Genomic DNA, 23,418 nt, shown 5'->3' with positions numbered 1-23,418 from the left:
AAAAACAGTAATTATTATAAATTATTTAAAACATCAGCAACAAAATCTCTTGAACTTTTTACTTCTTCCATTAAAAATTCTATATCTTGATTACTTAAACTATCAACATTATCAATGTGATTGTTAGATATACAATTTTTTATAAATGATTTTCTTATTTTATTCATGTCAACATCAACACATTTCAATAATTCTGGTCTTTCTGGTAATATTAAGTTTACTCCTGCAATTTCTTCTCTTGGATTTCCAAATTTTATATCTATTCCATTTTCTCTTGCAAAAGTAAGTTGTGGACATATGTGTTTACCTGCACCTGTATATTCTGTTTCTTGTACTACTATAATTTTATCTTCATCTAATTCTTGAGCTAAAGAGAATGCTGCTGCTAAAGATGTATTTCCTGCAGGACCTCTTTCTATACCTTCTAACTGTGCCAATAATTCAGTTGTATAAAAAACCTCTCCTTGTTTTACTAACACGTATCTGTCCATATATCTAAGTGGTCTAGCTGCAGACCTAGGTACATCTGATCTATCAGGCCACGTACAAAATGGTATACCAAAACCTGTATGCCCTGTTGTAAATGATTTTTTATTAAATTGATTATCACTAGCCATATGCAATCCTTTTAAATCGACACTTGCTCCTACTACTTTAGTGTTAAGAGAACCAGCTTTTATCAATCCCCTTGCAGTTCCAGTGAGATTACCTCCACCTGCATTTGTGCAAACAACTACATCAGGGTCTTTTTTATATTTTTCTCTAAATTGAATAGCTAACTCATACCCTAAAGTTTCTACACCTGCAATCCCAAATGGTGAATATAATGACGCATTAAAATATCCTGTTTCTTCTAATAAGACTAAGAATGTATAAAATAATTCTGGTCCAACAGTTAATTGAACAACTTCTGCTCCATATGCCTCACATTTTCTTGCTTTTTCTATAATTTCAGGTTGACCTACACCATTAGAATCATAACATTCCTGCACTATTATGCATTTTAAACCTTGCATTGCCGCTTGAGATGCTACAGCTGCACCATAATTTCCACTAGTAGCTGCTATCACACCTTTATATCCCATTTTTTTGGCATGGTATACTGCAGTGGCTGCCCTTCTTGCTTTAAAACTACCAGATGCATTCATTGCTTCATCTTTTACAAATATTCTAGCACCCTTACCATCTGGAGCACATTTTCTAGCTAACTTAGTCAAATTTTTAAGTTCTATTATAGGTGTATTTCCAACAGCATACTGGGATTGAATTACTTCAATATCTTGTAATGTATATCCTGTTTCACTCATCATTTTTTCATAATCAAATCCTATTCCTTCTTGTTCAAAGGAAGAGTAATCAATCCCAATTGCATTTTTCATTATTTCATTATTTCTTCCCATAACAGCTTGATAACTCATATCTCTCATTGATGCTGTATTATTCATTATATACACCTCCAAATAATATTTCTTTAGCTTGTATTCCTATTTGGAGTAACTCTGGTATACATTTACCATAATCATGAGTATAATATGGATTTACTTTAAGTAAATTGCCTTTTACAAGTCTGCCTGTAATTGTTTTAACTTCTACTAAATCACCTATAGAGGCATCATTTTGTATAAATCCTTTAACCCACATTTCTAAGGATACTTTTTTAGTATCCTCTGGAACTTGTGGAGCTCTTTCTTCTGGAGTCAACACTATATTGTGTATAATAACCCAATCATTAATTTTAGCATCCATTTTTTCATCCCCTTATTAATTAACTATTATTTTACTAATCAGTTTACTGTTATTTTGTTAATTAACTATTATTTTACTAATTAGCTAACTGTTATTTTACTAATTAGACTTTGATTCTTCCTCTAATTCAACTTCTATCTGATTTCTTACATCTCCCATTATTGCTCTAGGTACTGGTATATCCAACATAGTTTTAAGACCTGGTCTAGCATTTATTATTAATGGAATAGAGTTTACTATCATTGCATAAGTACCTATTCCTCCAGGTATTTCAGGATTTATTTGTAAATCAATGTTTGGTATACCTTTTATTGATACATAGTCTCCTGTTTTAATGCCTTCTGCTTCAGGTATTATCTGTTGTGGATGCTCCATTTCAATTAAAACTTCTCCGTTTACGTATCCATATCCACATTGTCTACAACCAGCAACATTTCCAGCCAATGCCTCTCCGTACTTAGATTTTCTATCTACTGTAGTCATTATTGGCTCTTTTGTTTGTTCTATCTTGTCTAGTTTCCATCCTAATCCATCAGCTATCATATTTATTGATTCCACAAACCCTACATGACCTGCTATAGTATTATTTTCTACACCTTTTATAAACGCCTCTTTTGTTACTCCAACGCCTTGTTCTACCATAACAGATTTTCCAAATGGTGATAAATCATTTACTCTCTTGGCTTTTATACTAGTAACTTCCTCACAAGTTCCTGAAAGTGCTAATACTAATAAATCTAATACAAAACCTGGATTTATTCCTGTTCCAAGTATGCTTACTCCATTCTCCTTTGCAACTTCATCCATTTTTTTAGCTAAATCTGCATCATCAGCTTGTGGATATGCCATTTGTTCTGCTGTTGATATAACATTTATTTTTCTATTTAATAAGAACATTATTTTATCAAAAGCCTTTTTAGTAAATGAATCCGTTGCTAACAAAACAACATCCACGCTTTTTTCTCTAAAAACTTCTTCATAATTTCCATTGATAATAACTTCTGGTCTTTCTCCTCTTTCAATACCTAAAACGTCATACATACTTTTACCTGAAGTACTTCTACTACAAACAGATACTATTTCTATACCTTCTTTTTTTAGAATCATATTAGCCATACCTATTCCCATAGCTCCAAATCCCCATATTCCAACTCTTACTTTTCTCATATATACACCCTCCTAAAAATTTATATATTCTTAACAATTATTTAAAGCATAAATCATGCCAACTTTAAAATTAAACTAAATATTTATTGGAACGTTGAAATTATAATTATTTTGTTATGTATTTTCATAAATAAAAAATAATATTTCTTCTAACAAATAAAAAAAGAGCAAAATATTTTGCTCTTTTATAATAATTTTGCTCCTTTATTTTGCTTTTTATTTTACTTCTATTTTACTTTTTTGTTTTATTTATAATATTTGATATTATATTTTTTTATTTTATACTGTAAATTTTGCCTATTCATACCTAAAATTGATGCAGCTTTAGTTATATTGTACGATGTTTTTTCTAATGATTCATATATATACTTTTCTTCTATCTCACTAAGAATATTATTAAGTGTCTTCTTCCCTAAATCATTTAAAGAATAATTGTTACTCTCTTTATTCTCTTTAATATTGTAATAGTCATTTAGATTAATCATACTTGTTTCTATTTGTATCTCGTCTTCCATCATACTCATAGTACAATAAATTATGTTTTCCAGCTCTCTTACGTTACCTTGCCAGTCATAATTTTCTAAAATTCTGATAGCTTCATCTGAAATACCTATCACCTTTTTATTTAACTTTTTATTATACTTTGAAATAAATTTTTTGCACAATAGAGATATATCCTCTTTTCTATCTCTAAGAGGAGGAATTTTTATATGAATTATGTTAAGCCTATAATACAAATCTTTTCTTATTTTATGCTCATTTAAAATGACCTTTGGACTTTCATTTGTTGTTGCAATAATTCTTACATCTATAGGTATATCCTTAGTTCCTCCAACCCTTCTTACATAACCTTCTTGTAAAACCCTCAGTAATTTAGCCTGTAACATAATAGGCATGGAATTTATTTCATCCAGTAATAAAGTCCCTTTGTTAGCTTGTTCAAATAAGCCTGGCCTATCTATTGCCCCTGTAAATCCCCCCTTGCTAGTTCCAAATAGTATGCCTTCGAATAATGATTCTGGTAAAGCTGCACAATTTTGTGCTATAAACGGATAATTTTTTCTATTACTTCCATAGTGGATGGACTGGCTAAATAACTCTTTACCCGTTCCAGTTTCTCCATATATAAATACTGAAGCATCAGACTTACAAGCTTTCTTAGATTTTGCTATTGCCTCTTTAATGAGATTACTTTCTCCTAAAATATCATCAAATTCATAGCCCTTCTTTTGTCTGCTATTAACTTTATTGATTAAATTTTTTTTATAATTTCTATTTAGTAAATTTTCTATGGTTGTCATATTCTTTGATATTTCAAGTGCTCCTACAAATTCTCCTTTAACATGAATTGGTATTGTAGTATTAATTGCTGTTATCTCTTTTCCATTTTTATCTAGATATTTTTGAATGTTGTCTTTGATAATTTCCCTTTTTTCCAAAACTTCTACTAGTGTACTTCTATTTATTTTCATTTTCTTTACTATATCAAAAAATGAATTAGTTAAAATATCATGCCTGTTCATTTTTTCCATTTTTTGTACAGAATCATTGTAGATTATAGTTTTCCCTTCTTTATTAACAAAATGTACTCCTTCATCAATATTTTCCAGTATTTCATTCATCACTTTAAAAAATATCTCTTGGTTCAACTATATCACCCCAGTACCTAAATATATAAAAACCCAAAAAATTAATAAAATGTTGCCATTGTATTTATCTTATCATATATTTATGATATTTTTTATGTACATTATATTAATATATTTTTAAGATTATTTATATATTTCTGTTCTTTCACGTTTATACGTGATATAATCTACTAAATCAAAATTTTGTTAGGAAGTTTTAATTGTAGATTATTCATATAATCTAACATTTTAATAAGGAGGTATGATAGCTTTGAAATTAAAAATTATTGGTAGTGGTGGTATGTCAATTATTCCAAGTTCATTTTGTAAATGCAAAATATGTGAGGAAGCCAGGCAAAAAGGTGGAAGATATGAAAGATTAGGTCCAAGCCTATATATTGATGATATAAAAATGTTGATAGACACACCTGAAGATATTGCAGTGGCTTGCAACAGGCAAAAAATATCACAAGTAAAACACCTTTCGATTTCTCACCATGACCCAGACCATGTTAAAGGCATTAGAATTGTCGAAAAAATTGGCTATGACTTTATTGCAGATAAAAATACTCCTATTGAATTTTATGCGTTGCCTGAAGTGATTGAAGATATAAATCGAATGAACCTTGATTGTCTTAAATATTATGGGGATGTTCTACACTGCATTTCTGTTAATGAAACTTCTCATATAAAGATAGATAATTTTGATATTGATTTGTTTAACAACAACCGAGATAGGAATATAACCTTCTATGTTATCAGAGAGAATGATAAAAAGGTTATATACGCTTGTTGCAATCCAAAACCATTTACTCATAATGATATGTACTTTGATGCAGATGTTTTAATAATCAGTTTAGTTTCTGATGATGGCATATTAAACGATGGAACGAAGCTTAAAGACGCACCATTCAAAGATGAAATATTTACTTTAGATGAAGTTATAGAAATTAAAAATTATTACAGAATTAAAAAGGTTATAGTTACACATATTGATGAAATGTGGGGAAAATCATACGGTTATTACAGTGAATTAGAAAAGAAACTTGATAATATTTATTTTGCCTATGATGGTATGGAAATTATAGTTTAAAGTATCAGATAATAAGCATAATGCAAAGTCGGTAAATTTTACTTTAGTATTGTAGTCAAAAAATAATAGTATATCTAAAATATTTAATTTTACCTTAGATATTATATTATTGATACAGAAAATGCTAAGGTCGAAAATATATCAATAAATGGTAATAAAGCTAAATATGTAGAAAAAGAAACTTCTATTCAATTATTTTGGAATGATAAGAAATGCATTTAAAAAGAATAAAAAAACAAAACCCTTTAAGAAAACTCGGTAATGTAAAATAATTTGTGCTTCAAGGTTAATAAAAATCTTCTTTATGGCAATGATTTAAATATAATCAAATGTCGTAAAGGAGATTTTTTATGAATACTTTAAGAAAACAATTAGTCAAAGAAATTATATCAGATGGAGAATTTATAAAATCTGGAGATATAAGTAGCTATCTAAGAGATATGTTCAAAGATATACTACAAGAGATGTTAGAACAAGAAATGGCATTAGAGCTAGGTTATGAAAAGGGCGACAGCCATAACAAGAATACAACTAATAGAAGAAATGGATATAGCAAAAAAACTGTAAAATCACAATTTGGAGATTTACAACTAGACGTTCCAAGAGACAGAGATAATGACTTTAATCCAGTAGTCGTTCCTAAAAATATTAGAGATATTTCAGGAATCGAAGAAAAAATAATATCACTTTATGCAAGAGGTATGTCAACAAGAGATATACATGACCAGATATTAGATTTATACGGTATAGAAATTTCAGCTGATCAAGTAAGTAATATAACAAATGTTATAATTCAAAGAGCTAAAGAGTGGCAAAATAGACCTCTTGAACAAGTTTATCCTTTTGTATTTATGGATGCAATTCATTACAAAGTAAGAGATGATGGAAAAATAAAAAATAAAGCTGCATATGTAGTTCTAGGAGTAAATAAGGATGGTTTCAAAGATATTTTAGGAATATGGATAGGTGAAAACGAAACTTCAAAGTTTTGGTATAGTGTTTTAACGATTTAAAAAATAGAGGTGTTAAAGATGTACTAATTTTTAGTGTTGATGGATTAAATGGCTTCAAAGAGGCGATAGCCGCAAGTTATCCTAATTCTATAATACAAAAATGTATAATCCATCAGATAAGAAATACTTTTAAATATGTTTCATACAAAGATTCAAAAGCATTAATAAGTGATTTTAAATCTGTATATAAAGCAGTTAATGAACAAGAAGCCTCATCGGCTTTAGATAAAATAGATGAAAAATGGGGTAAACAGTATCCTTCGGCAATTAAAATTTGGAGAAATAACTGGGATGTTATAGCACCATTTTTTAGTTTTCCTGAAGAGATAAGGACTATAATGTACACTACAAATATAATTGAAGGACTTAATAGACAGTTTAGAAAAGTCACAAAAACAAAGTCCACTTTTCCATCAGACGATTCACTATTAAAAATATTGTTCTTAGCAAGTGAAAATGTGATGAAAAAATGGACTATGAGATATAGAAACTGGGATAGTATATATAATCAGTTATCTATATTCTTTGATAATAGAATATAATTTTAAAAAATCATATTCTAAAAATTTGCCATAATATATATGGTTTCCAAAAATATTTAGAAATATCCCAGTATATATTTTTTACAATTTGTTAGAATAAAATTCATATATTGGGAAATATTAATAGTAAATAAATAATTGTTGCTATAAAGTAGAAATTATCTTTAAAAGCACAAATTAATTTACAGTCTCGAAAACTCAATTAAGAGCAATCCATAGAGGACTTATTATTATATATCTGTACACACTTTTTATTTTTATATCCTTCAATTTAACTTATTTCAAGCATCTTCAAGTACTTCTCATTAATTCTATATACATCCTTTTCTCTAGATAAAATCTCTATCTCTTCAAGATTATTAAATACTTCCATCAGCTGGTCAACTAATTCAATTTCCTTTATTCCAGCCTTTAAGTATCTACTTTTATTCTTTTTAATATAGTTTTCTAATGTCATAGAATAGTTATCTTTACTACAGATATATTTTAATATATGTTCTTCTGTTGCTGATAGAGTAATATCATTTTCAAATAACTCTTCTTTCAATACACTCTCTAAAGACTTTCTATCATGCATGTCTCTCATTTCATTTATAGACTGTATTATGGACTTTAACATGAACTCTATAAATACAGTTAAATTATATCCCTTATTCTCTACATCTAGTATAGCCTTATAATACTTAGTTCTGTTTTTAGATATCATATATGATATTGAAAACTCCTTGAAAGTATCATATCCTTTATCAATTAAATATAGATAAGATAAGGCTCTTGATGTTCTTCCATTACCATCACTAAAAGGATGAACATATACAAAATAGAAATGAATTATTGCACTCTTTACTAAATCATTTACCTTACTATTTTCCATAAAAGTTATTAATTCATCCATAAAATTATATATTTTCAAAGGATCAAGTCCTGTATGTATAATCTCACCTTTTGAATCACATACATATACTTTTTCAGTTCTGTATTCATATTCTTCTGAATCTAAGCAGTTTTCACCCAATATGTGATGTAAATTATATATAAATTTGTGACTATATAATTTATCTAAATTATCTAATCCATATTCTAAGGCTCTATGATTATTGTAAATCATATACTCACTTTTATTACTTGGTTTCATCTTTCCTCTAATTATAGATTTTGCAATCTTTCTAGTTGAAAAAGCACCTTCAATTACACTAGAATAATAAGACTCTAAGGCTAAATCATTTTTATCTTCTATTATTTTAAATATCTTACTTGATGTTAATCTATCTATTTCATCTATTGAATTTAATATGTTATAAGTTTCATGATAGTATAGTTCTTTATCATCAAAACTATTTAAGGAAAGTATAATCTTATCTCCAGTAGAGTATTTATTTTTGTATTCTTCTATTGTCAGTTTAATCACCACCTTAGTTTATCTTTATCTATTAATATTAACAAAAAGTATTAGTTTTTACACTATTTTTGATTGTTTATTTTATATATTATAATTCTACTCTTGATAATTAAATCTTATTAAAAATAAATTCTTGAAAATTAATAAAAAAATTTATACATAAGTGTCTAAAAAACGATTCTTTATTCGTTATATATGTAAATAATACTAGAAAGGGAGGATTATATTATGATATTTAGTAAACGCTCTTTTAGAAAAAAACGGTGATAAACTTGTTTTAAATTTTGTCTTTGACTAATTGTTTTCTTAAAGTATTCATAAAAAATCTTCTTTACAACATTTGATTATATTTAAATCATTGCCATAAAGAAGATTCTTATTAACCTTGAAGCACAAATTATTTTACATTACCGACTAGAGATAATCACTGGCCTATTCCTGTATTATTTAATAACACCTTTTACAAGCTACATAACCTTTTGACTCTGCTTCTTCTCTACTCATAGGAATTGCACCTTCCATATTATGCGCAGTAGGCGAAGAATGATATTTATTGGACTTAGAGCTTCCTCCGTTTGCATATACAGTTTCAGAGGTTTGTTGATTTTCTGAATATTTACTTGATTCCTCTATTTTAGGTTTTGGAGCTTCAACTTTTTCTTTTGCTTTCTCAACATATATTCCAAGTGCCTTATCAATTTTTTCTATATCAGAACTTGTATCTATTTTCCTAAGTCTATCTTTAGTTAAATTATACATTTGATATATAGCTTCCTGTTTTTGTTTATATTCTGGATAACTCTTTAATTTACTATCTAAATATCTAGTTATATATAAATAATCCTCTAATTTTTCTTTATTATCTAATTTAGAATTTTTATATTCTTTTATCATATATTCTAAAGTTTCTTTCATAATTTTTTGGCTCGTATTATGATGCAAGTCATCAACAGCAACTATTTGCATAGATAAATCAATTTTATCACTTACATTTTCAAGTTTGCCAAGAAGTTTTTTTGAATTGCTTGCATGATTTAAAACATTTTGCAATGTGATTTCTTTCCAATTTAAATCATCTCTTACTTTCTCTCTCTTAGTTATTTTTTCTTGATTTTTTTTATATAAATTTTTCACTTCATCAACTGTGTTAAATCTTATGCCATTTTTAGAATTCTCTTTTTCCACCCTTTCCTTTTCAGCTTTTTCTTTCTTAGCCAATTCTAAATCTTCTTGTTTTTTCTTTTCTTCTAACTCTTTTTTCTTTTGATTTTCTAATTCATTTTTTAATTCTTGTTTTTCTTTTGTTTCTTTATCTTTTAACTCCTCTTCTTTTCTTTCTCTTTCTTGTTGCTCATTTAATTCAGTACTATAATTAGGGTCTGTTACCATCTTAAACATTTCTCCCCACCATACCCAATTGAATATTGAAAGTATAAATATCAAAACCAAACTTATAGCAATTTTTAATATTTTTAACAATTTATTGCTCTTTTTACTTATGCTTTTTACTAAAAATAGAATAGAAAATAATAATAATGTTAATGGCAATAATAAAATTCCTATAATAATAATTAGTATTTTTTGCCATCTTTTTAATACATTGAACTTCTCAAACATAAATCCCCTCCAAAACCTTAAATTTACTATTTTTTATTAATATCATACAATACTATTAATCAAATAAAACTTATGTATGATAAATACTTATATTGATTTTTAATAATTCTTTAACTTTCACGGTATATCCCCCTCTTTATACATTTTAATTAAATTATATAGCAAACAAATAAGAAATGTTGTCGAAAGCAAAAATTATATATTTTTATCTGAACATAAACACATAAAATAATTATTACTGGTTTTCTACCTAAAATGCTATTTACTTATACTTTAACTGTTATAAAATATAATTAAGACATATTTTTGAGAGGAGAAATTTTTATGAAAGGTGGAATAAGAAAACGTGGAGAAAAATGGTATTACTACTTTGACTTAGGGACTATTAATGGTAAAAGAAAAAAGATAGAAAGAGTTGGTGGCAAAACTAAAAAAGAAGCTGAAAAAGCTTTAAGAGATGCTATGAGTGAGTTTGAAAATGAAGGTCAATTATTTTCAGATAATGAAATGAGCTTCTCTGACTTCTTAGATTTTTGGTACAAAGAATACGTTTTATTAAATTGTAAATATGGTACACAAAAAAACTATGAAAAAATCATAAGAAATCATTTAAAGCCAGATTTAGGCAAATACAAACTAAAAAATCTTAATCCTGCTATATTACAGAAATTTTTAAATGATAAGTCAAGATTTGGTCTTAGCAAAAATTCTATCAATAATTTTTATGGTGTTTTAAGTGGTGCTTTAAAATCAGCTGTATACCCATTTAAATTTATAAAAGAAAATCCTATGCAATATGTACATATGCCTAAAATGCAAGAAAATAAAAAAAATGATTTGAAAATTATAAGCTTAAAAGATTTTAATAAAATCTTAGAAAGATTCCCACAAGGGTCTAGTTTTTATACTCCTTTGCAAATAGCATTCAATACTGGAATGCGTGGTGGAGAAGTAACTGCTTTACAATGGGATGATATAGACTTAGAAAACAAAATTATACATGTTAGGCATACTTTGATAAGTAAAGGAAAAGAAGGTTTTGAATTAGGCTCACCTAAAACAGAAAGTTCTTACAGAAAAATAAATATTGGTGATACATTAACAAAAGTTTTGAGGGAACATAAGAAGTTACAAAAAGAAATGAAATTAAAATTTGGTGAATGGTATATAAACTCTAACTTTGTATGTACAAAAGAAATGGGTGAGCATGTAACAACGAATAGTTTAAAATATTTAAGTAGAGTTGTTAATTATGAGCTTGGTATAGATTTTAATTTTCATAGTTTAAGACATACACATGCTACTATGTTATTAGAAAATGGTGCTAATATAAAAGATATACAACATAGATTAGGACATGCTAAAATATCAACAACTATGGATACATATTCACATGTAACTAACAACATGAGAAACCAAACAGTAAATATTTTTGAAAGCATTGTAGAGTAAATTTGCCACCGAAAAATAATTACGGTGGCAAATCGGTGGCAAATCCACCTTTATAACATCATACAAACAGCTAGAACCCTGTTATTCTCTAATAAGTTTAACTACAGTCTCGCAATGTGGTGTATTAGGGAACATATCCATACACCTAACCATCTTAATCTCATAACCATAACCCTTAAAATCAACCAAATCAACAACCAAAGACTTAGGATTACAAGAAATATAAACAATCTCCTTAGCACCAAATCCACAAATATCCCTAATAGCATCCTTGTGAATGCCTGGTCTAGGAGGGTCAACAATAATCAAATCAGGCTTGTCCTTCAAATCCTTAACAACCTTAGCCACATCTCCAGCAATAAACTCACAATTAGTAAGTCCATTTAACTTAGCATTCTCATTAGCAGCAACAACAGCTTCCTCAACTATCTCAATACCATACACCTTCTTAGCAGCACCAGCCATAACCTGCCCAATAGACCCAGTTCCACTATACAAGTCAAACACAACCTTATCATTGTAATCTCCAATAAAATCCCTAGCAATACTATAAAGAACCTCAGCTCCCTTAGTATTAGTCTGGAAAAATGAGAATGGAGAAATCTTAAACTTAAGCCCTAAAATTTCTTCTTGTATATAATCTCTTCCATATAAAACTCTTAGCTCGTCACATTGAACTGCATCTGCTAAGCCATCATTAATAGTATGAAGTACCCCTACTAACTCAGCTTTTAAATCAATCCCTAAAAGCATATCTTTAAATTCATTCATATCAAAATCTTCTTGAGAAGAAGTTACTATATTAACCATAATCTCGTTAGTATGAATTCCTTTTCTAACTACAAGATGTCTCAAATATCCTTTATGATTCATTGTTCTATAATAAGGAAGCTTTTTTTCATTAAAAAATTCCACACTAGAAACTAATATTTTTGAGAAGTCTTCATCAACTAACATACATTCCTCAACAGTTTGTATATCTATGTGCTTTCCTTTTTTATGAAGCCCTAATGTTAAAGGTCCATTTTTTACTTCATCTCCAAATGTATATTCCATCTTATTTCTATAATATTTGTTTTCTGGACTTCCTTCTATCCCTAAAAACTGAAATCCAAATAGGTCCTGCTTTAAAAATAAGTCCATAACTTGTTTTTCTTTTATTTCTAATTGTTTTTCATATGGTACTGACAATAGTGTACATCCTCCACACTCTCTAAAGTGCTTACAAGGCATTTCAGTTTCAAGCGGTGAGTACTCTAATAATTCTATCATCTTAACTTCTGCTTTCTTACTTCTGACCTTTTTAACTCCTGCTCTCACCTTTTGACCACTTATTCCACCCTTCATATGGATAACTCTATCTCCAACTTGGCTTAAAGATGTACCACCAAATTCCATTTTATCTACTTCAAATTCTATAATATCTTTTTTCTTCACAGACATTCCTCCAATTTACTATAGTATCTTTATTATCTTTCTTCAATCAATTTTACTTCTTCATCTGTTAACTCTCTATACTCGCCTAACTCTAAACTTTCATCCAATTTTAAATTACCCATAGACAATCTTTTTAAGTATACTACTTTTTTGCCTACGCTTTCAAACATTCTTTTTACTTGGTGAAATTTACCTTCATGTATTGTAAGCTCTATCTCTGATTCATCATCACTCTTTAATATGTTTAGTTGAGATGGCATAGTTTTATATCCATCATCAAGCACTACACCTTCTGCAAAAGCTTCTACATCTTCTTCAGTAACTACTCCGTCAATTTTTGCATAATAAGTCTTAGGCACATGCTTCTTAGGAGATAAAACCCTATGAGAAAGTTTCCCATCATTAGTTAAAACTAACAATCCCTCTGTGTCCTTATCTAACCTTCCAACAGGAAATGGCTCAAAAGCTAAGTATGATGAATTAATTAAATCTAATACAGTTGGGTCGTATTTATCTGTAGTTGCTGATATATATCCATCTGGTTTATTCATCATCAAATATATATATTCTCTATATATAACTTCTTCTCCATTAAATAATATCTCATCATTTTCAGTGTCTACTTGAGTTCCTGGATTTAAAACTTCACTTCCATTTACTACTATAGACCCTTGCTTACAATATTTCTTTATTTCACTCCTACTTCCATAACCTAAATTTGAAAGAATTTTATCTATACGTTGCTTTTTAGCCATTAAAAATGCTCTCCATTCTCATAATATTTTTCTTTTTCAAATACTGTAAATGCTAAATCCATACTTTCTACATCTAAATTATTTCTTATACTATCAGTTATTATTCTCGCTACTGTATCTTGTACTTCTTGTCCTCTGTCAAACCAAGCTATCTCAACAAAAGGATATACATCTGCTATTTTACCATCTCTTATTGCAACTGACTTTATACATTCTATTTCAAAGTAGTCTCTTGGACATTTTACAGCTTCAACTAAATCATCTATCATTTTTTCACTTATTTTACATATATCATCCTCATTAATTCCTCTTATTTTTATCTGTGGCATAGTCTATCTGCTACTCAAAATATGGTCAAATATATTCATATCGAGATTTTTCCTTTTTCATTGAACCTCGCCTTGCCTAAGCTACTACGATTTGGTATAGTTCTCCAAAGGCTTAAATTCCGAAGTTAGCCCTCCGTACATATATAAGTAGCTATCTTATATTTTTTAACATTTTTAAGATTAATACTTGCATTTAAATCTCTATCAATAGATAATCCACATTCACATTTGTACACTCTATCTTTAAGTTTTAAACCTTTATTAATCTCTCCACATTGGCTACAAGTCTTTGATGATGGATACCATCTGTCAACTACTCTAAGTTCTATATTATTTTGCTTACACTTAGCAGTTAGTTTAGTTCTAAATTCAAAAAACTTCTGACTTGATATTGCCTTTGATAAGTGCTTATTTTTCATCATTCCATTAACATTTAAATCTTCAATGGTTATATAGCTTGGCTTTTGCTCTATTACCTGAAATACTGTCTTATTAATATAATCAGTTCTTATATTAGCTAATCTTTGATGAATTTTTTGTACTTTGACTACCTGTTTTTGGATATTTTGACGAGTAGCTACTCCTTCTTTTATATTTTTATTTCTTACTTTTAAACTCTCATATTTTCTTGAAAGTTTTCTTTGTTCTCTTTTTAATTTCTTTTCAACTTTTTTGACAGTTGAAGTCTTATTTATATTTTTAAATTTACTTCCATTTGAGCATATTGCAAAATCTTTAATTCCTAAGTCAATACCTATTCCTTCATTAGTACATTTAGATACTCGAATATCATCTTCCTCAACTAATATAGATACATAGTATCTATCAGATTTTTGACTTACTGTACCACTTTTAACTATTGAATTTATTGGTATATATCCAAATTCTTTTAGTCTTACCCAACCAAGAGTAGGTATTTTTACCCTATGCCTTTCAATAGTCCAATCAGTTTTGTTATTCTTTGGAAAATATGCTTTAACATCTTGATTTTTCTTTTTCTTGAACTTAGGAAAACCTTTAGTTTTTTTAAAGAAATCTTTAAAAGCTTCATATCCATTCATAATAGCTTGTTTTGTAGCCTTAGAAGATACATCTTTAATCCATTTCATATCTTGATTATTAGGAATATATTCATTATTTAACCATTTAGAAAAATCCATACCGCTTATAAATTTACCTTTACTCTCATAAACTTCTTTATTGTGAGCAATATAAAAGTTATATATAAATCTAAAATACACCAATCGTTTGATGTATTTTAGATTTTTGTTCAGTAGTAGGATTAATTTCTATTCTGTATGCTCTTTTCAACTTCTTCATCCTCTCTAATCTTTTTCTTGTATTTTCTTAATCCATATATGCGACAACTAAAAGTATGAAGTATTGATATTATATCTTGAATTAATTCTTCTTTTGGTGAAAGACTTTCATTATTTACAACTATAATATCTACATTGAATTTACCTAAAAATCTCTCAAACCACTCATATCCAAATCGAATGAATCTATCTTTATGAGTTACAATAATCGTATTTATCTCATTAGTCATACAACTATCAATTAGTTTATTCCACTTTTTACGATTATAATTTAGTCCACTTCCATAATCCTAGGTAACTTCATCTACTATTATTTCTTTAGCATTTGCATATTGTCTAAGAAACTCCACTTGATTTTTCAAATTATCTTTTTGATTAGAAGTTGAAACTCTTGTATAAATAACATTTTTTCTATTTACTTGTTCTTTATGTATTCCTTTATATTCTAAATATTGTTCATAAGTGTAATATCTTCTATCTGTTGGAGTTCTAAAAGCCTTTAATTTCCCTTCAACATCCTAACGTTGCAGAGTTCTGACTGAAATATTAATTAACTCTGCAAACTCTTTTGGTTTATAGTTATTGTTTTTCATATAATCACCTCTTGACTATAAATAACTATATTTGTCTATGTTTTTATTAACTAAAGATAACCCCCTTTATTTTAAATTTTCAGTGAATTATCATCCACTTAATTACCTTCGATAACGTTTGAAGTGGTAGCTTCTTGGTCAAGATAACTATTGTTATCAGTATCTCCAAACTAATAAGGTACTTCCTCCCCTTATAGTTAGCATTTATAGCTAAGTTTCCTAAATTGTTTATATTCTTTATTATTTTACTTAATCCTATTGTCTTCTATTTAACATTATACTTGTAATTTATAGTTATTACAATTTACTATATACTTTTTTTAATTTAACGTTATAATATAAGTGATGGGTAAATTTTAAAAGTTAATAGGAGGAGTTTAAAATGGCATTAATTACTACAAAAGAAATGTTTAAAAAAGCTTACGAAGGTGGATTTGCTATAGGTGCATTCAACATAAGTGACTTAGAACAATTACAAGGTGTTTTAAAAGCTGCTAAAGCTAAAAATTCTTATGTTATGATACAAGCTTCTATGTCAGCTGTTAAATATGCTGGACCTCATACATTAGTTGAAATGGTTAAGGCTGCTTCTGATGAAATAGGTGTAGACGTAGCTCTTCACTTAGACCATGGTCCAAATATGGATGCTATTAAAACTTGTATTGATGCTGGTTTCTCTTCAGTTATGATAGATGGTTCTCATTTTGACTTTGAAGAAAATGTTAGAATAACTAAAGAAGCTGTTGAATATGCACACTCTAAAGGTGTTGTTGTTGAAGCAGAACTTGGTGTTCTAGCTGGAACAGAAGATGATGTTACTTCTGATGTTCATAAATACACTCAACCAGCTGAGGCAGTTGAATTTGTTGAAAGAACAGGAGTTGATTCATTAGCAATAGCTATAGGAACTTCTCATGGTGCTTTCAAATTCAAAGGAGAGGCTAAATTAAGATTCGACATACTAGAAGAAATCCAAAGCAAATTGCCAGGTTTCCCAATAGTTCTTCATGGTGCATCTGCTGTTGACCAAAATGCAGTTGCTACATGCAATGAATTTGGTGGAAATATAGCTGGTGCTAAAGGCGTACCTGTAGACATGTTAAGAAAAGCATCTTCTATGGCTGTTTGTAAAATAAACATGGATACTGACTTAAGACTAGCTATGACTGCTGCTATCAGAAAATTCTTAGCTGAAAATCCAAAAGAATTCGACCCAAGAAAATACATTGGTGCTGGTAGAGATGCTATACAAGCTGTAGTTGAAAGCAAAATAGATGATGTTTTAGGTTCTGCTAACTCTATAAACTAATATAACTTTTAAATATTTATAAAAGAAAAGAGATGACTTATAGTAATTAAATTTACTTCTAAGCCATCTCTTTTAAGTTGTATATATCTTTTTATATAAACAAATATATATTATTTTTCTACTTTATCTTTAATGATAGTACCCTCTTTAACGCCTTTATCTATTTCGTCTGGACTTAATTTATTAGAAGCCTTATCATATGTTTTTTCATTATCTGGGGTGATTTCATGCTCACCAGCGCCTTTTTTTGTATTTGCATCTTCATTCTCTTCAGTAGTTATTTCATACTCATTAGTAGTTATTTCATACTTATCAGTACCCTCCTTTTTATCTCCATTTTTATTATCTTCTTTCACAGTATCCTTAATTATAGTACCATCTTTAAGTCCTTTAGCTATTTCTTCTACACTCATTTTTATCTTATTAGAAGTATCTGCAAATGATTTATTTGTAAGCAAACCAAATCCACCTAAACCAATAAGTCCTGTTAATCCTAAAGCCATAAATTGTTTTTTCATAATTATTATCTCCTTTTTTGTTATTTTCTAAATAATATCATAATAATGTTTATTGAATGTTTATGTACTAATACAAAAAACACTTTTAGCAATAAGAATACTTACTATAATTGATATAATTATAAATGTATTATTCAATCTAGTAGATTCTTACTTTTTTAGAAAACTGGAACAAGTCAGATGAGTACAAAACCTATAGTATTTCTACCAAAAAACAAAAAAATATTACTGGAATCAAAAATTCTAGCAATATCTAATAATAAAAAATATATTTACATAAATCTATGTACATTTTTCTAATAAAGTATATTTTATCAATTCTAATTACTTTACTAAACTAATAGCTACACATGAATGTGTCCACTCTTTATTTTTCTATGAATAGTAGAAGGATATATACCTATAACTTCAGCAGCTTTTGTTATTGAACCATACTTATTTATAGCCTTACTTATCATTATTTGGTCTACTATTTTATATGCATCATTAAGATTCATAATTCCATTTACCACTATTGGTGATAAATCATCTGTTTCATTATCAATCATATCTAAATTTATAAGCATGTTAAATTCATCTTCTCCAATTACGTTTTTAGCTGATAATACTACGAATCTTTCAATGATGTTTTTTAATTCTCTTATGTTTCCTGGCCAAGAATATTCTTCCAATAACTCAATAACTTTAGGTGAAACTTCTACTTCTCTATTATACTTTTCATTGTAAAGTTTTAAGAAATAATTTACTAATGGTACTATATCCTCTTTTCTTTCTCTAAGTGGTGGTATTTTTACTGGAATAACACTCAATCTATAATACAAATCTTGTCTAAATTTAAGGTTATTTCTAAGGTCTTCATGAGAAATATTAGTAGCACTTATATATCTAACATCTATTTTTATAGGTTTACTGCCACCTATTCTAGTAATAGTATTTTCTTGTATAACTCTAAGTAATTTTTTTTGCATCTGCATTGGTAACTCGCCTATCTCATCCAAGAAAATGGTTCCACCATTCGCCTCTTCAAAAAGTCCCTTTTTACCTTTTTTCTTAGCACCAGTAAAAGAACCTTCTTCATATCCAAAAAATTCTGACTCTAATAATTCATTTGGTATAGCTCCACAGTTTATAGCTATAAAAGGTTTGTCCCTTCTTGAACTATACTTATATATTGTTCTTGCTATTATTTCTTTTCCTACACCTGATTCTCCATTTATAAATATAGAAGAATCTGATGCTGCTGCTCTCTTAACAACTTTTTTTATATTATCCATAATCTTACTTTGACTTATATACTCTGTGTCTTCTGATATATCATTATATTTTATCTGAGATTCAAGCTTAATAACCCTTGAAATATCTCTTCCTGTAAGTACACCTCCTGTAAGCTTTCCCTTAGAATCCCATCTTGGAACGGCTGTATATGCAATAAGCTTTCCATCTGGGTAAACGATATTTCTATAAATCTTTTTCTTCACTTTAAGCATGTTTAATATTATTGGTTCTTCAACCAACCCTTGTCTCACAAGGTCTGTTATATTTCTACCAAGTACCTCAGTTCTTTTAAAAGGTAATATCTCATCACTGACAGTGTTCATCTTTTCAATTACCCCATCTTTATTAAACACAACAACAACTTCATCTATATGCTCTATTATATCCTCAATTACTTTATCAGATATTAGAGATTTCTCAAATAAATAAACTATATTATTTTCATTATCATTATCTTTCATATTGTATATATGTGCAGTCATCCTCAACTCTCTGAAAGCTATTTTCTTTTTAATATCTGTCAGTATTTCTGTTTTGTCAAAATTTGAATCTAATTCATTTATGTTTTTAGGCTTTTTTATATCTAGAAAGTTAAAAATACTATCTATTAGATGATTACAATATATTATTTCACCTGATTCTTTACATAAAATAGCTGGATTTTCTACATGTTCTATAAGCCCTATTAAATTATTATCCATCAATATTCTCACCTTTCATTAAGTAATTTATTGAACTACATACAAAATTTATTGTTTGCTTACAATAAATACCATTCGCACATATAACCAACTCCTTATAATATTTGTCTTTTTAGATATTTTACTTCATTAAAAAGTAACTGAGATATAATTTTAATGATTATGGTTTGTTAAAAATTTCATTTTGCTTTTAATTGTATTTTATCACATATTTAGTAATTATTTGTCTATTTAACACAATTTAATTAAATTTAAGATTTATTTCAAAAAAATAAAGATAATCCTTACAGAATACAACTCACAGTTTGTAAGCAATATACATATAAGGATTATCTAAATTATCTTGTATTATAAAATTTTATTCAAACAGACTTTTTAATAACTGACAAATACACACTAGCAATAACTTATCAAATGGTTAATAATTATGTTACTAACTAATAAGACTTATTCAACCAGTAATATTTATATAATTTGTGTCTATTAAGCTTTTATAGCTTCTAATAAATCATCAACGCTATCTAATTTTTCTATAAGCATTGGCACTATTTCATGTAAGTCTCCAACTACTCCATAATCAGCAATTTCTAAAATTGGAGCTGCTGGGTTTTTGTTTATAGCAATTATGAAATCTGATGATTGCATACCTGCTAAATGTTGTATTGCTCCTGATATACCACAAGCTATGTATAGGTTTGGTTTAACAGTAGTTCCTGTTTGACCTACTTGGTGAGAATGGTCTATCCATCCCGCATCTACAGCCGCACGAGAAGAACCAACTACTCCACCTAATTTGTCAGCTAATTTCTTAAGCATTTCAAATCCTTCTGGTCCACCTAATCCTAGACCACCTGATACTATAACATTTGCATCTGTAAGAGATACTAAATCTTTTTTAGTTTTAACTGTTTCTAAAACAGTAGTTCTTATATCATCTTGAGTTATTTTGTAGTCTAATGCTATAACTTCACCAGTTCTTGTTTCGTCTTTTTCAGCTTTATCCATAACACCAGGTCTAACTGTAGACATCTGAGGTCTATGGTTTGGACAAATGATTGTAGCCATTATGTTCCCACCAAATGCTGGACGAGTTTGTTTTATTTTCTTATCTTCTGGGTCTATTTCTAGTTTAGTACAGTCAGCTGTTAATCCAGTTCCAACTCTTGAAGCTATTCTAGGTGCTAAGTCTCTACCTATATGAGTTGCTCCAAAAAGCATTATTTCTGGTTTTATTTCATCTATTGCATCTTTTATTACTTTTGTATATGCATCAGTTGTATATTTTTCTAAAAGAGCATCATCTGCAACATAAACTTTATCAGCTCCAAAAGTGATTAATTCTTTAGCTAATCCATCAACATCTTTTCCTAATAATATTGCACAAAGCTCTGCATCTACTTCTTTAGCTAATTTTCTTCCTTCTCCTAATAATTCGATAACTACTGGAGCTATTTTTCCTTCTCTTTGTTCTGCAAATATCCATACGTTTTTATAAGAACTTAAATCTTTTATATCATTCATAGTTTGTACTCCTCCAACTTATATAATGTGCTTTTGTTTTAGACCGATTATTATTTTACTAGCTATTTCATCAGCTTTACCTTCTAAGATTTCTCCTTTTCCTCTTGGCTCAGGAGTAAATGATCTAAATACTTTAGTTGGTGATGCTTTTAAACCAACTTCTTCTTTATTTACATCTAAATCATCAATTGTCCAAACTTTTACATCATGTTTATATGCTTTTACTATTTTATCAACAGACATATATCTAGGTGTATTTAACTCTTTTACTGCTGTTAAAAGTACAGGTGTACTTACTTTTATTAATTCGTATCCATCTTCTAATTGTCTTTGAACTATTATGTCTTTTCCTTCTATTTTGAAGTCTTGTACATATGTAACTTGAGGAATGTCTAATTTCTCTGCAATTTGTGGTCCAACTTGTGCAGTATCTCCATCTATCGCTTGTCTTCCTGCAAATATTATGTCATAGTCGCCTATTTTAGATATTCCTGCTGCAATAGTATTTGATGTAGCCCAAGTATCAGCTCCTCCAAATGCTCTATCGCTTAATAATACTGCATCATCAGCCCCCATGGCTAAACACTCTCTTAGCATAAAGTCTGCTTGAGGAGGTCCCATTGTTATAACTGTTACAGTTACATCATCATACTTATCTTTAATTTTTAAAGCTTCCTCCAATGCATTTGCATCATCTGGGTTTAATATACTTGGAACTCCATCTCTTATAAGAGTACCTGTTTCTTTATTTATTCTTACTTCGTTAGTATCTGGAACTTGTTTTACGCAAACTAATATTTTCAAAGTATATACCTCCAATTTCATTAGATTATTTATTATTTTAATACGTTTGATGAAATTACCATTTTCTGAACTTCTGATGTTCCTTCGTATATTGATACGATTCTAGCATCTCTGTACATTCTTTCGATTTCATAATCTTTTATAAATCCATATCCACCGTGAAGTTGTAATGCTTTATAAGCAACTTCATTTGCAATTTCTGATGCATAGTATTTAGCCATAGCAGATTCTTGAGCAACTCTCATTCCTGCATCTCTCTTTTGTGCTGCATCATAAACTAATCCTCTAGCTGCACAAACTTTTGTTTCCATGTCAGCTATAGTAAATTGAGTATTTTGGAATTTAGCTATAGGCTTACCAAATTGAACTCTTTGTTTTGTATATTTAACAGCTTCATCTAAAGCACCTTGAGCTATTCCTAGAGCTAAGGCAGCAACACCTATTCTACCTACTTCTAGAGTACCCATTGCTATCTTAAATCCTTGACCTTCTTTTCCAAGTAAGTTTTCTTTTGGAACTTTAACGTTTTCAAATATTAAGTCAGAAGTTTCAGTTCCTCTTATACCCATCTTATCTTCATGAGCTCCTGTTGAGAAACCATCCCATTTGCTTTCTACTATAAATGCTGATGTTCCTCTAAGTCCTTTACTTCTATCTGTAACTGCTATTACTATAGCCACATCGCAGAATGGTCCATTAGTTATGAAAGTTTTTCTACCATTTAATATATAGTGGTCTCCAACCAACTCTGCTGTTGTTTGTTGTCCAGCTGCATCAGAACCAGCTCCTGGCTCAGTTAAACCAAATGCTCCTATTAATTCACCTGTTGCTATACCTTTTAAGTATTTTTGTTTTTGTTCTTCAGTACCATTGTAAAGTATTGGTAATGAAGCAAGAGAAGAACCTGCTGTAACAAAAGTAGCTGTTGAAGCACATCTTCTAGCTATTTCTTCCATTATTATAGCGTAAGAAACATATCCTGCTCCTCCACCGCCGTACTCTTCTGGGATATTACTACTTATAAATTTTGCATCAGCTAATTTTTTGATTAATTCCTTAGGCATTACACCTGTTTTATCCATTTCTGCTGGTAAAGTATCTAATTCTTTACTAACAAAATCTCTTACTGCTTTTCTTAAAAGTTCTTGTTCTTTGTTATATAACATAGCTTCCTCCAATTTTCACATTTTATAGTAAATT

General features: G+C 28.8%; 17 protein-coding genes and 4 pseudogenes. 5 read left to right on the top strand and 16 right to left on the bottom strand.

Going from position 1 to position 23,418, the window contains the following annotated elements; genetic code table 11:
- Window positions 1-14: 14 nt before the first annotated feature.
- From JJC02_02510 to JJC02_02495, 4 genes are all read right to left on the bottom strand, one after another.
- Window positions 15-1,445 (bottom strand): PLP-dependent lyase/thiolase, encoded by a 1,431-nt coding sequence (locus tag JJC02_02510; GenBank protein UDN55082.1) that lies wholly within the window; start codon window positions 1,443-1,445, stop codon window positions 15-17.
- Complete coding sequence (locus JJC02_02505; protein ID UDN55081.1) at window positions 1,438-1,746, bottom strand: 2-amino-4-ketopentanoate thiolase; 309 nt, start codon at window positions 1,744-1,746, stop codon at window positions 1,438-1,440. The genes JJC02_02510 and JJC02_02505 overlap by 8 nt, the downstream gene beginning before the upstream one ends.
- Before the next feature lie 99 nt (window positions 1,747-1,845).
- Complete coding sequence (locus tag JJC02_02500) at window positions 1,846-2,913, bottom strand: NADP-binding protein (protein UDN55080.1); 1,068 nt, start codon at window positions 2,911-2,913, stop codon at window positions 1,846-1,848.
- A gap of 245 nt (window positions 2,914-3,158) precedes the next feature.
- Complete coding sequence (locus tag JJC02_02495; GenBank protein UDN55079.1) at window positions 3,159-4,535, bottom strand: sigma 54-interacting transcriptional regulator; 1,377 nt, start codon at window positions 4,533-4,535, stop codon at window positions 3,159-3,161.
- A 277-nt stretch (window positions 4,536-4,812) separates the two neighbouring features.
- Here JJC02_02495 and JJC02_02490 point away from each other — a divergent pair, with 277 nt between their 5' ends.
- From JJC02_02490 to JJC02_02480, 3 genes and pseudogenes are all read left to right on the top strand, one after another.
- The gene (locus JJC02_02490) at window positions 4,813-5,634 is read left to right on the top strand and encodes a metallohydrolase (GenBank protein UDN55078.1); all 822 of its coding nucleotides are present in this window, start codon (window positions 4,813-4,815) and stop codon (window positions 5,632-5,634) included.
- Between the two features lie 105 nt (window positions 5,635-5,739).
- Window positions 5,740-5,856, top strand: a pseudogene (locus JJC02_02485) (DUF4367 domain-containing protein).
- A 128-nt stretch (window positions 5,857-5,984) separates the two neighbouring features.
- A pseudogene (locus JJC02_02480) lies at window positions 5,985-7,189 on the top strand (IS256 family transposase).
- A gap of 271 nt (window positions 7,190-7,460) precedes the next feature.
- Here the strand turns inward: JJC02_02480 and JJC02_02475 are convergent.
- Window positions 7,461-8,600: a Fic family protein gene (locus tag JJC02_02475; protein UDN55077.1), complete on the bottom strand. Its 1,140-nt coding sequence runs from the start codon at window positions 8,598-8,600 to the stop codon at window positions 7,461-7,463.
- Between the two features lie 435 nt (window positions 8,601-9,035).
- Entirely contained in the window at window positions 9,036-10,205 is a 1,170-nt protein-coding gene (locus tag JJC02_02470; protein ID UDN55076.1) for a hypothetical protein, read from the bottom strand.
- Between the two features lie 324 nt (window positions 10,206-10,529).
- On the opposite strand from JJC02_02470, the gene JJC02_02465 reads away from it, so the two are divergent.
- The gene (locus tag JJC02_02465; GenBank protein ID UDN55075.1) at window positions 10,530-11,657 is read left to right on the top strand and encodes a site-specific integrase; all 1,128 of its coding nucleotides are present in this window, start codon (window positions 10,530-10,532) and stop codon (window positions 11,655-11,657) included.
- Window positions 11,658-11,738: 81 nt separating this feature from the next.
- On the opposite strand, the gene rlmD is transcribed toward JJC02_02465, so the two are convergent.
- From rlmD to JJC02_02440, 5 genes and pseudogenes are all read right to left on the bottom strand, one after another.
- Window positions 11,739-13,100 carry a 23S rRNA (uracil(1939)-C(5))-methyltransferase RlmD gene (gene rlmD / locus JJC02_02460; GenBank protein UDN55074.1) on the bottom strand — a complete coding sequence of 454 codons (1,362 nt, stop codon included), beginning with the start codon at window positions 13,098-13,100 and terminating at the stop codon, window positions 11,739-11,741.
- 26 nt (window positions 13,101-13,126) lie between these two features.
- Window positions 13,127-13,849 carry an rRNA pseudouridine synthase gene (locus JJC02_02455; protein UDN55073.1) on the bottom strand — a complete coding sequence of 241 codons (723 nt, stop codon included), beginning with the start codon at window positions 13,847-13,849 and terminating at the stop codon, window positions 13,127-13,129.
- Entirely contained in the window at window positions 13,849-14,178 is a 330-nt protein-coding gene (locus JJC02_02450; protein UDN55072.1) for a DUF1904 domain-containing protein, read from the bottom strand. Before JJC02_02450 ends, JJC02_02455 begins: the two co-directional genes overlap by 1 nt.
- Window positions 14,179-14,303: 125 nt before the next feature.
- Window positions 14,304-15,489, bottom strand: a pseudogene (locus tag JJC02_02445) (transposase).
- Window positions 15,461-16,090, bottom strand: a pseudogene (locus JJC02_02440) (IS607 family transposase). The pseudogenes JJC02_02445 and JJC02_02440 overlap by 29 nt, the downstream one beginning before the upstream one ends.
- Window positions 16,091-16,472: 382 nt before the next feature.
- On the opposite strand from JJC02_02440, the gene fba reads away from it, so the two are divergent.
- Entirely contained in the window at window positions 16,473-17,399 is a 927-nt protein-coding gene (gene fba, locus JJC02_02435) for a class II fructose-1,6-bisphosphate aldolase (GenBank protein UDN55071.1), read from the top strand.
- Between the two features lie 110 nt (window positions 17,400-17,509).
- On the opposite strand, the gene JJC02_02430 is transcribed toward fba, so the two are convergent.
- From JJC02_02430 to JJC02_02410, 5 genes are all read right to left on the bottom strand, one after another.
- Window positions 17,510-17,917 (bottom strand): hypothetical protein, encoded by a 408-nt coding sequence (locus JJC02_02430; protein ID UDN55070.1) that lies wholly within the window; start codon window positions 17,915-17,917, stop codon window positions 17,510-17,512.
- A gap of 344 nt (window positions 17,918-18,261) precedes the next feature.
- Window positions 18,262-19,893 carry a sigma 54-interacting transcriptional regulator gene (locus tag JJC02_02425; GenBank protein UDN55069.1) on the bottom strand — a complete coding sequence of 544 codons (1,632 nt, stop codon included), beginning with the start codon at window positions 19,891-19,893 and terminating at the stop codon, window positions 18,262-18,264.
- A 483-nt stretch (window positions 19,894-20,376) separates the two neighbouring features.
- Window positions 20,377-21,414 carry an electron transfer flavoprotein subunit alpha/FixB family protein gene (locus tag JJC02_02420; protein ID UDN55068.1) on the bottom strand — a complete coding sequence of 346 codons (1,038 nt, stop codon included), beginning with the start codon at window positions 21,412-21,414 and terminating at the stop codon, window positions 20,377-20,379.
- 18 nt (window positions 21,415-21,432) lie between these two features.
- On the bottom strand, window positions 21,433-22,218 hold the full coding sequence (locus JJC02_02415) for an electron transfer flavoprotein subunit beta/FixA family protein (GenBank protein ID UDN55067.1): 786 nt from the start codon (window positions 22,216-22,218) through the stop codon (window positions 21,433-21,435).
- Window positions 22,219-22,250: 32 nt separating this feature from the next.
- On the bottom strand, window positions 22,251-23,384 hold the full coding sequence (locus tag JJC02_02410; protein ID UDN55066.1) for an acyl-CoA dehydrogenase family protein: 1,134 nt from the start codon (window positions 23,382-23,384) through the stop codon (window positions 22,251-22,253).
- Window positions 23,385-23,418: the final 34 nt, after the last annotated feature.

This window comes from Clostridioides sp. ES-S-0054-01 (genome assembly GCA_021561035.1).
In the GTDB taxonomy this organism is placed as follows: domain Bacteria; phylum Bacillota; class Clostridia; order Peptostreptococcales; family Peptostreptococcaceae; genus Clostridioides.
This window is presented reverse-complemented; position numbering and strand designations above follow the sequence as displayed.

Excerpts from the sequence above, each read along its gene's own strand:
- JJC02_02505 (UDN55081.1), bottom strand. The coding sequence starts at position 1,746 with ATGGATGCTAAAATTAATGATTGGGTTATTATACACAATATAGTGTTG.
- JJC02_02410 (UDN55066.1), bottom strand. The coding sequence starts at position 23,384 with ATGTTATATAACAAAGAACAAGAACTTTTAAGAAAAGCAGTAAGAGAT.
- JJC02_02495 (UDN55079.1), bottom strand. The coding sequence starts at position 4,535 with ATGAATGAAATACTGGAAAATATTGATGAAGGAGTACATTTTGTTAAT.
- JJC02_02455 (UDN55073.1), bottom strand. The coding sequence starts at position 13,849 with ATGGCTAAAAAGCAACGTATAGATAAAATTCTTTCAAATTTAGGTTAT.
- JJC02_02465 (UDN55075.1), top strand. The coding sequence starts at position 10,530 with ATGAAAGGTGGAATAAGAAAACGTGGAGAAAAATGGTATTACTACTTT.
- JJC02_02500 (UDN55080.1), bottom strand. The coding sequence starts at position 2,913 with ATGAGAAAAGTAAGAGTTGGAATATGGGGATTTGGAGCTATGGGAATA.
- JJC02_02510 (UDN55082.1), bottom strand. The coding sequence starts at position 1,445 with ATGAATAATACAGCATCAATGAGAGATATGAGTTATCAAGCTGTTATG.
- fba (UDN55071.1), top strand. The coding sequence starts at position 16,473 with ATGGCATTAATTACTACAAAAGAAATGTTTAAAAAAGCTTACGAAGGT.
- JJC02_02425 (UDN55069.1), bottom strand. The coding sequence starts at position 19,893 with ATGGATAATAATTTAATAGGGCTTATAGAACATGTAGAAAATCCAGCT.
- JJC02_02470 (UDN55076.1), bottom strand. The coding sequence starts at position 10,205 with ATGTTTGAGAAGTTCAATGTATTAAAAAGATGGCAAAAAATACTAATT.
- JJC02_02420 (UDN55068.1), bottom strand. The coding sequence starts at position 21,414 with ATGAATGATATAAAAGATTTAAGTTCTTATAAAAACGTATGGATATTT.
- JJC02_02450 (UDN55072.1), bottom strand. The coding sequence starts at position 14,178 with ATGCCACAGATAAAAATAAGAGGAATTAATGAGGATGATATATGTAAA.
- JJC02_02430 (UDN55070.1), bottom strand. The coding sequence starts at position 17,917 with ATGAAAAAACAATTTATGGCTTTAGGATTAACAGGACTTATTGGTTTA.
- rlmD (UDN55074.1), bottom strand. The coding sequence starts at position 13,100 with ATGTCTGTGAAGAAAAAAGATATTATAGAATTTGAAGTAGATAAAATG.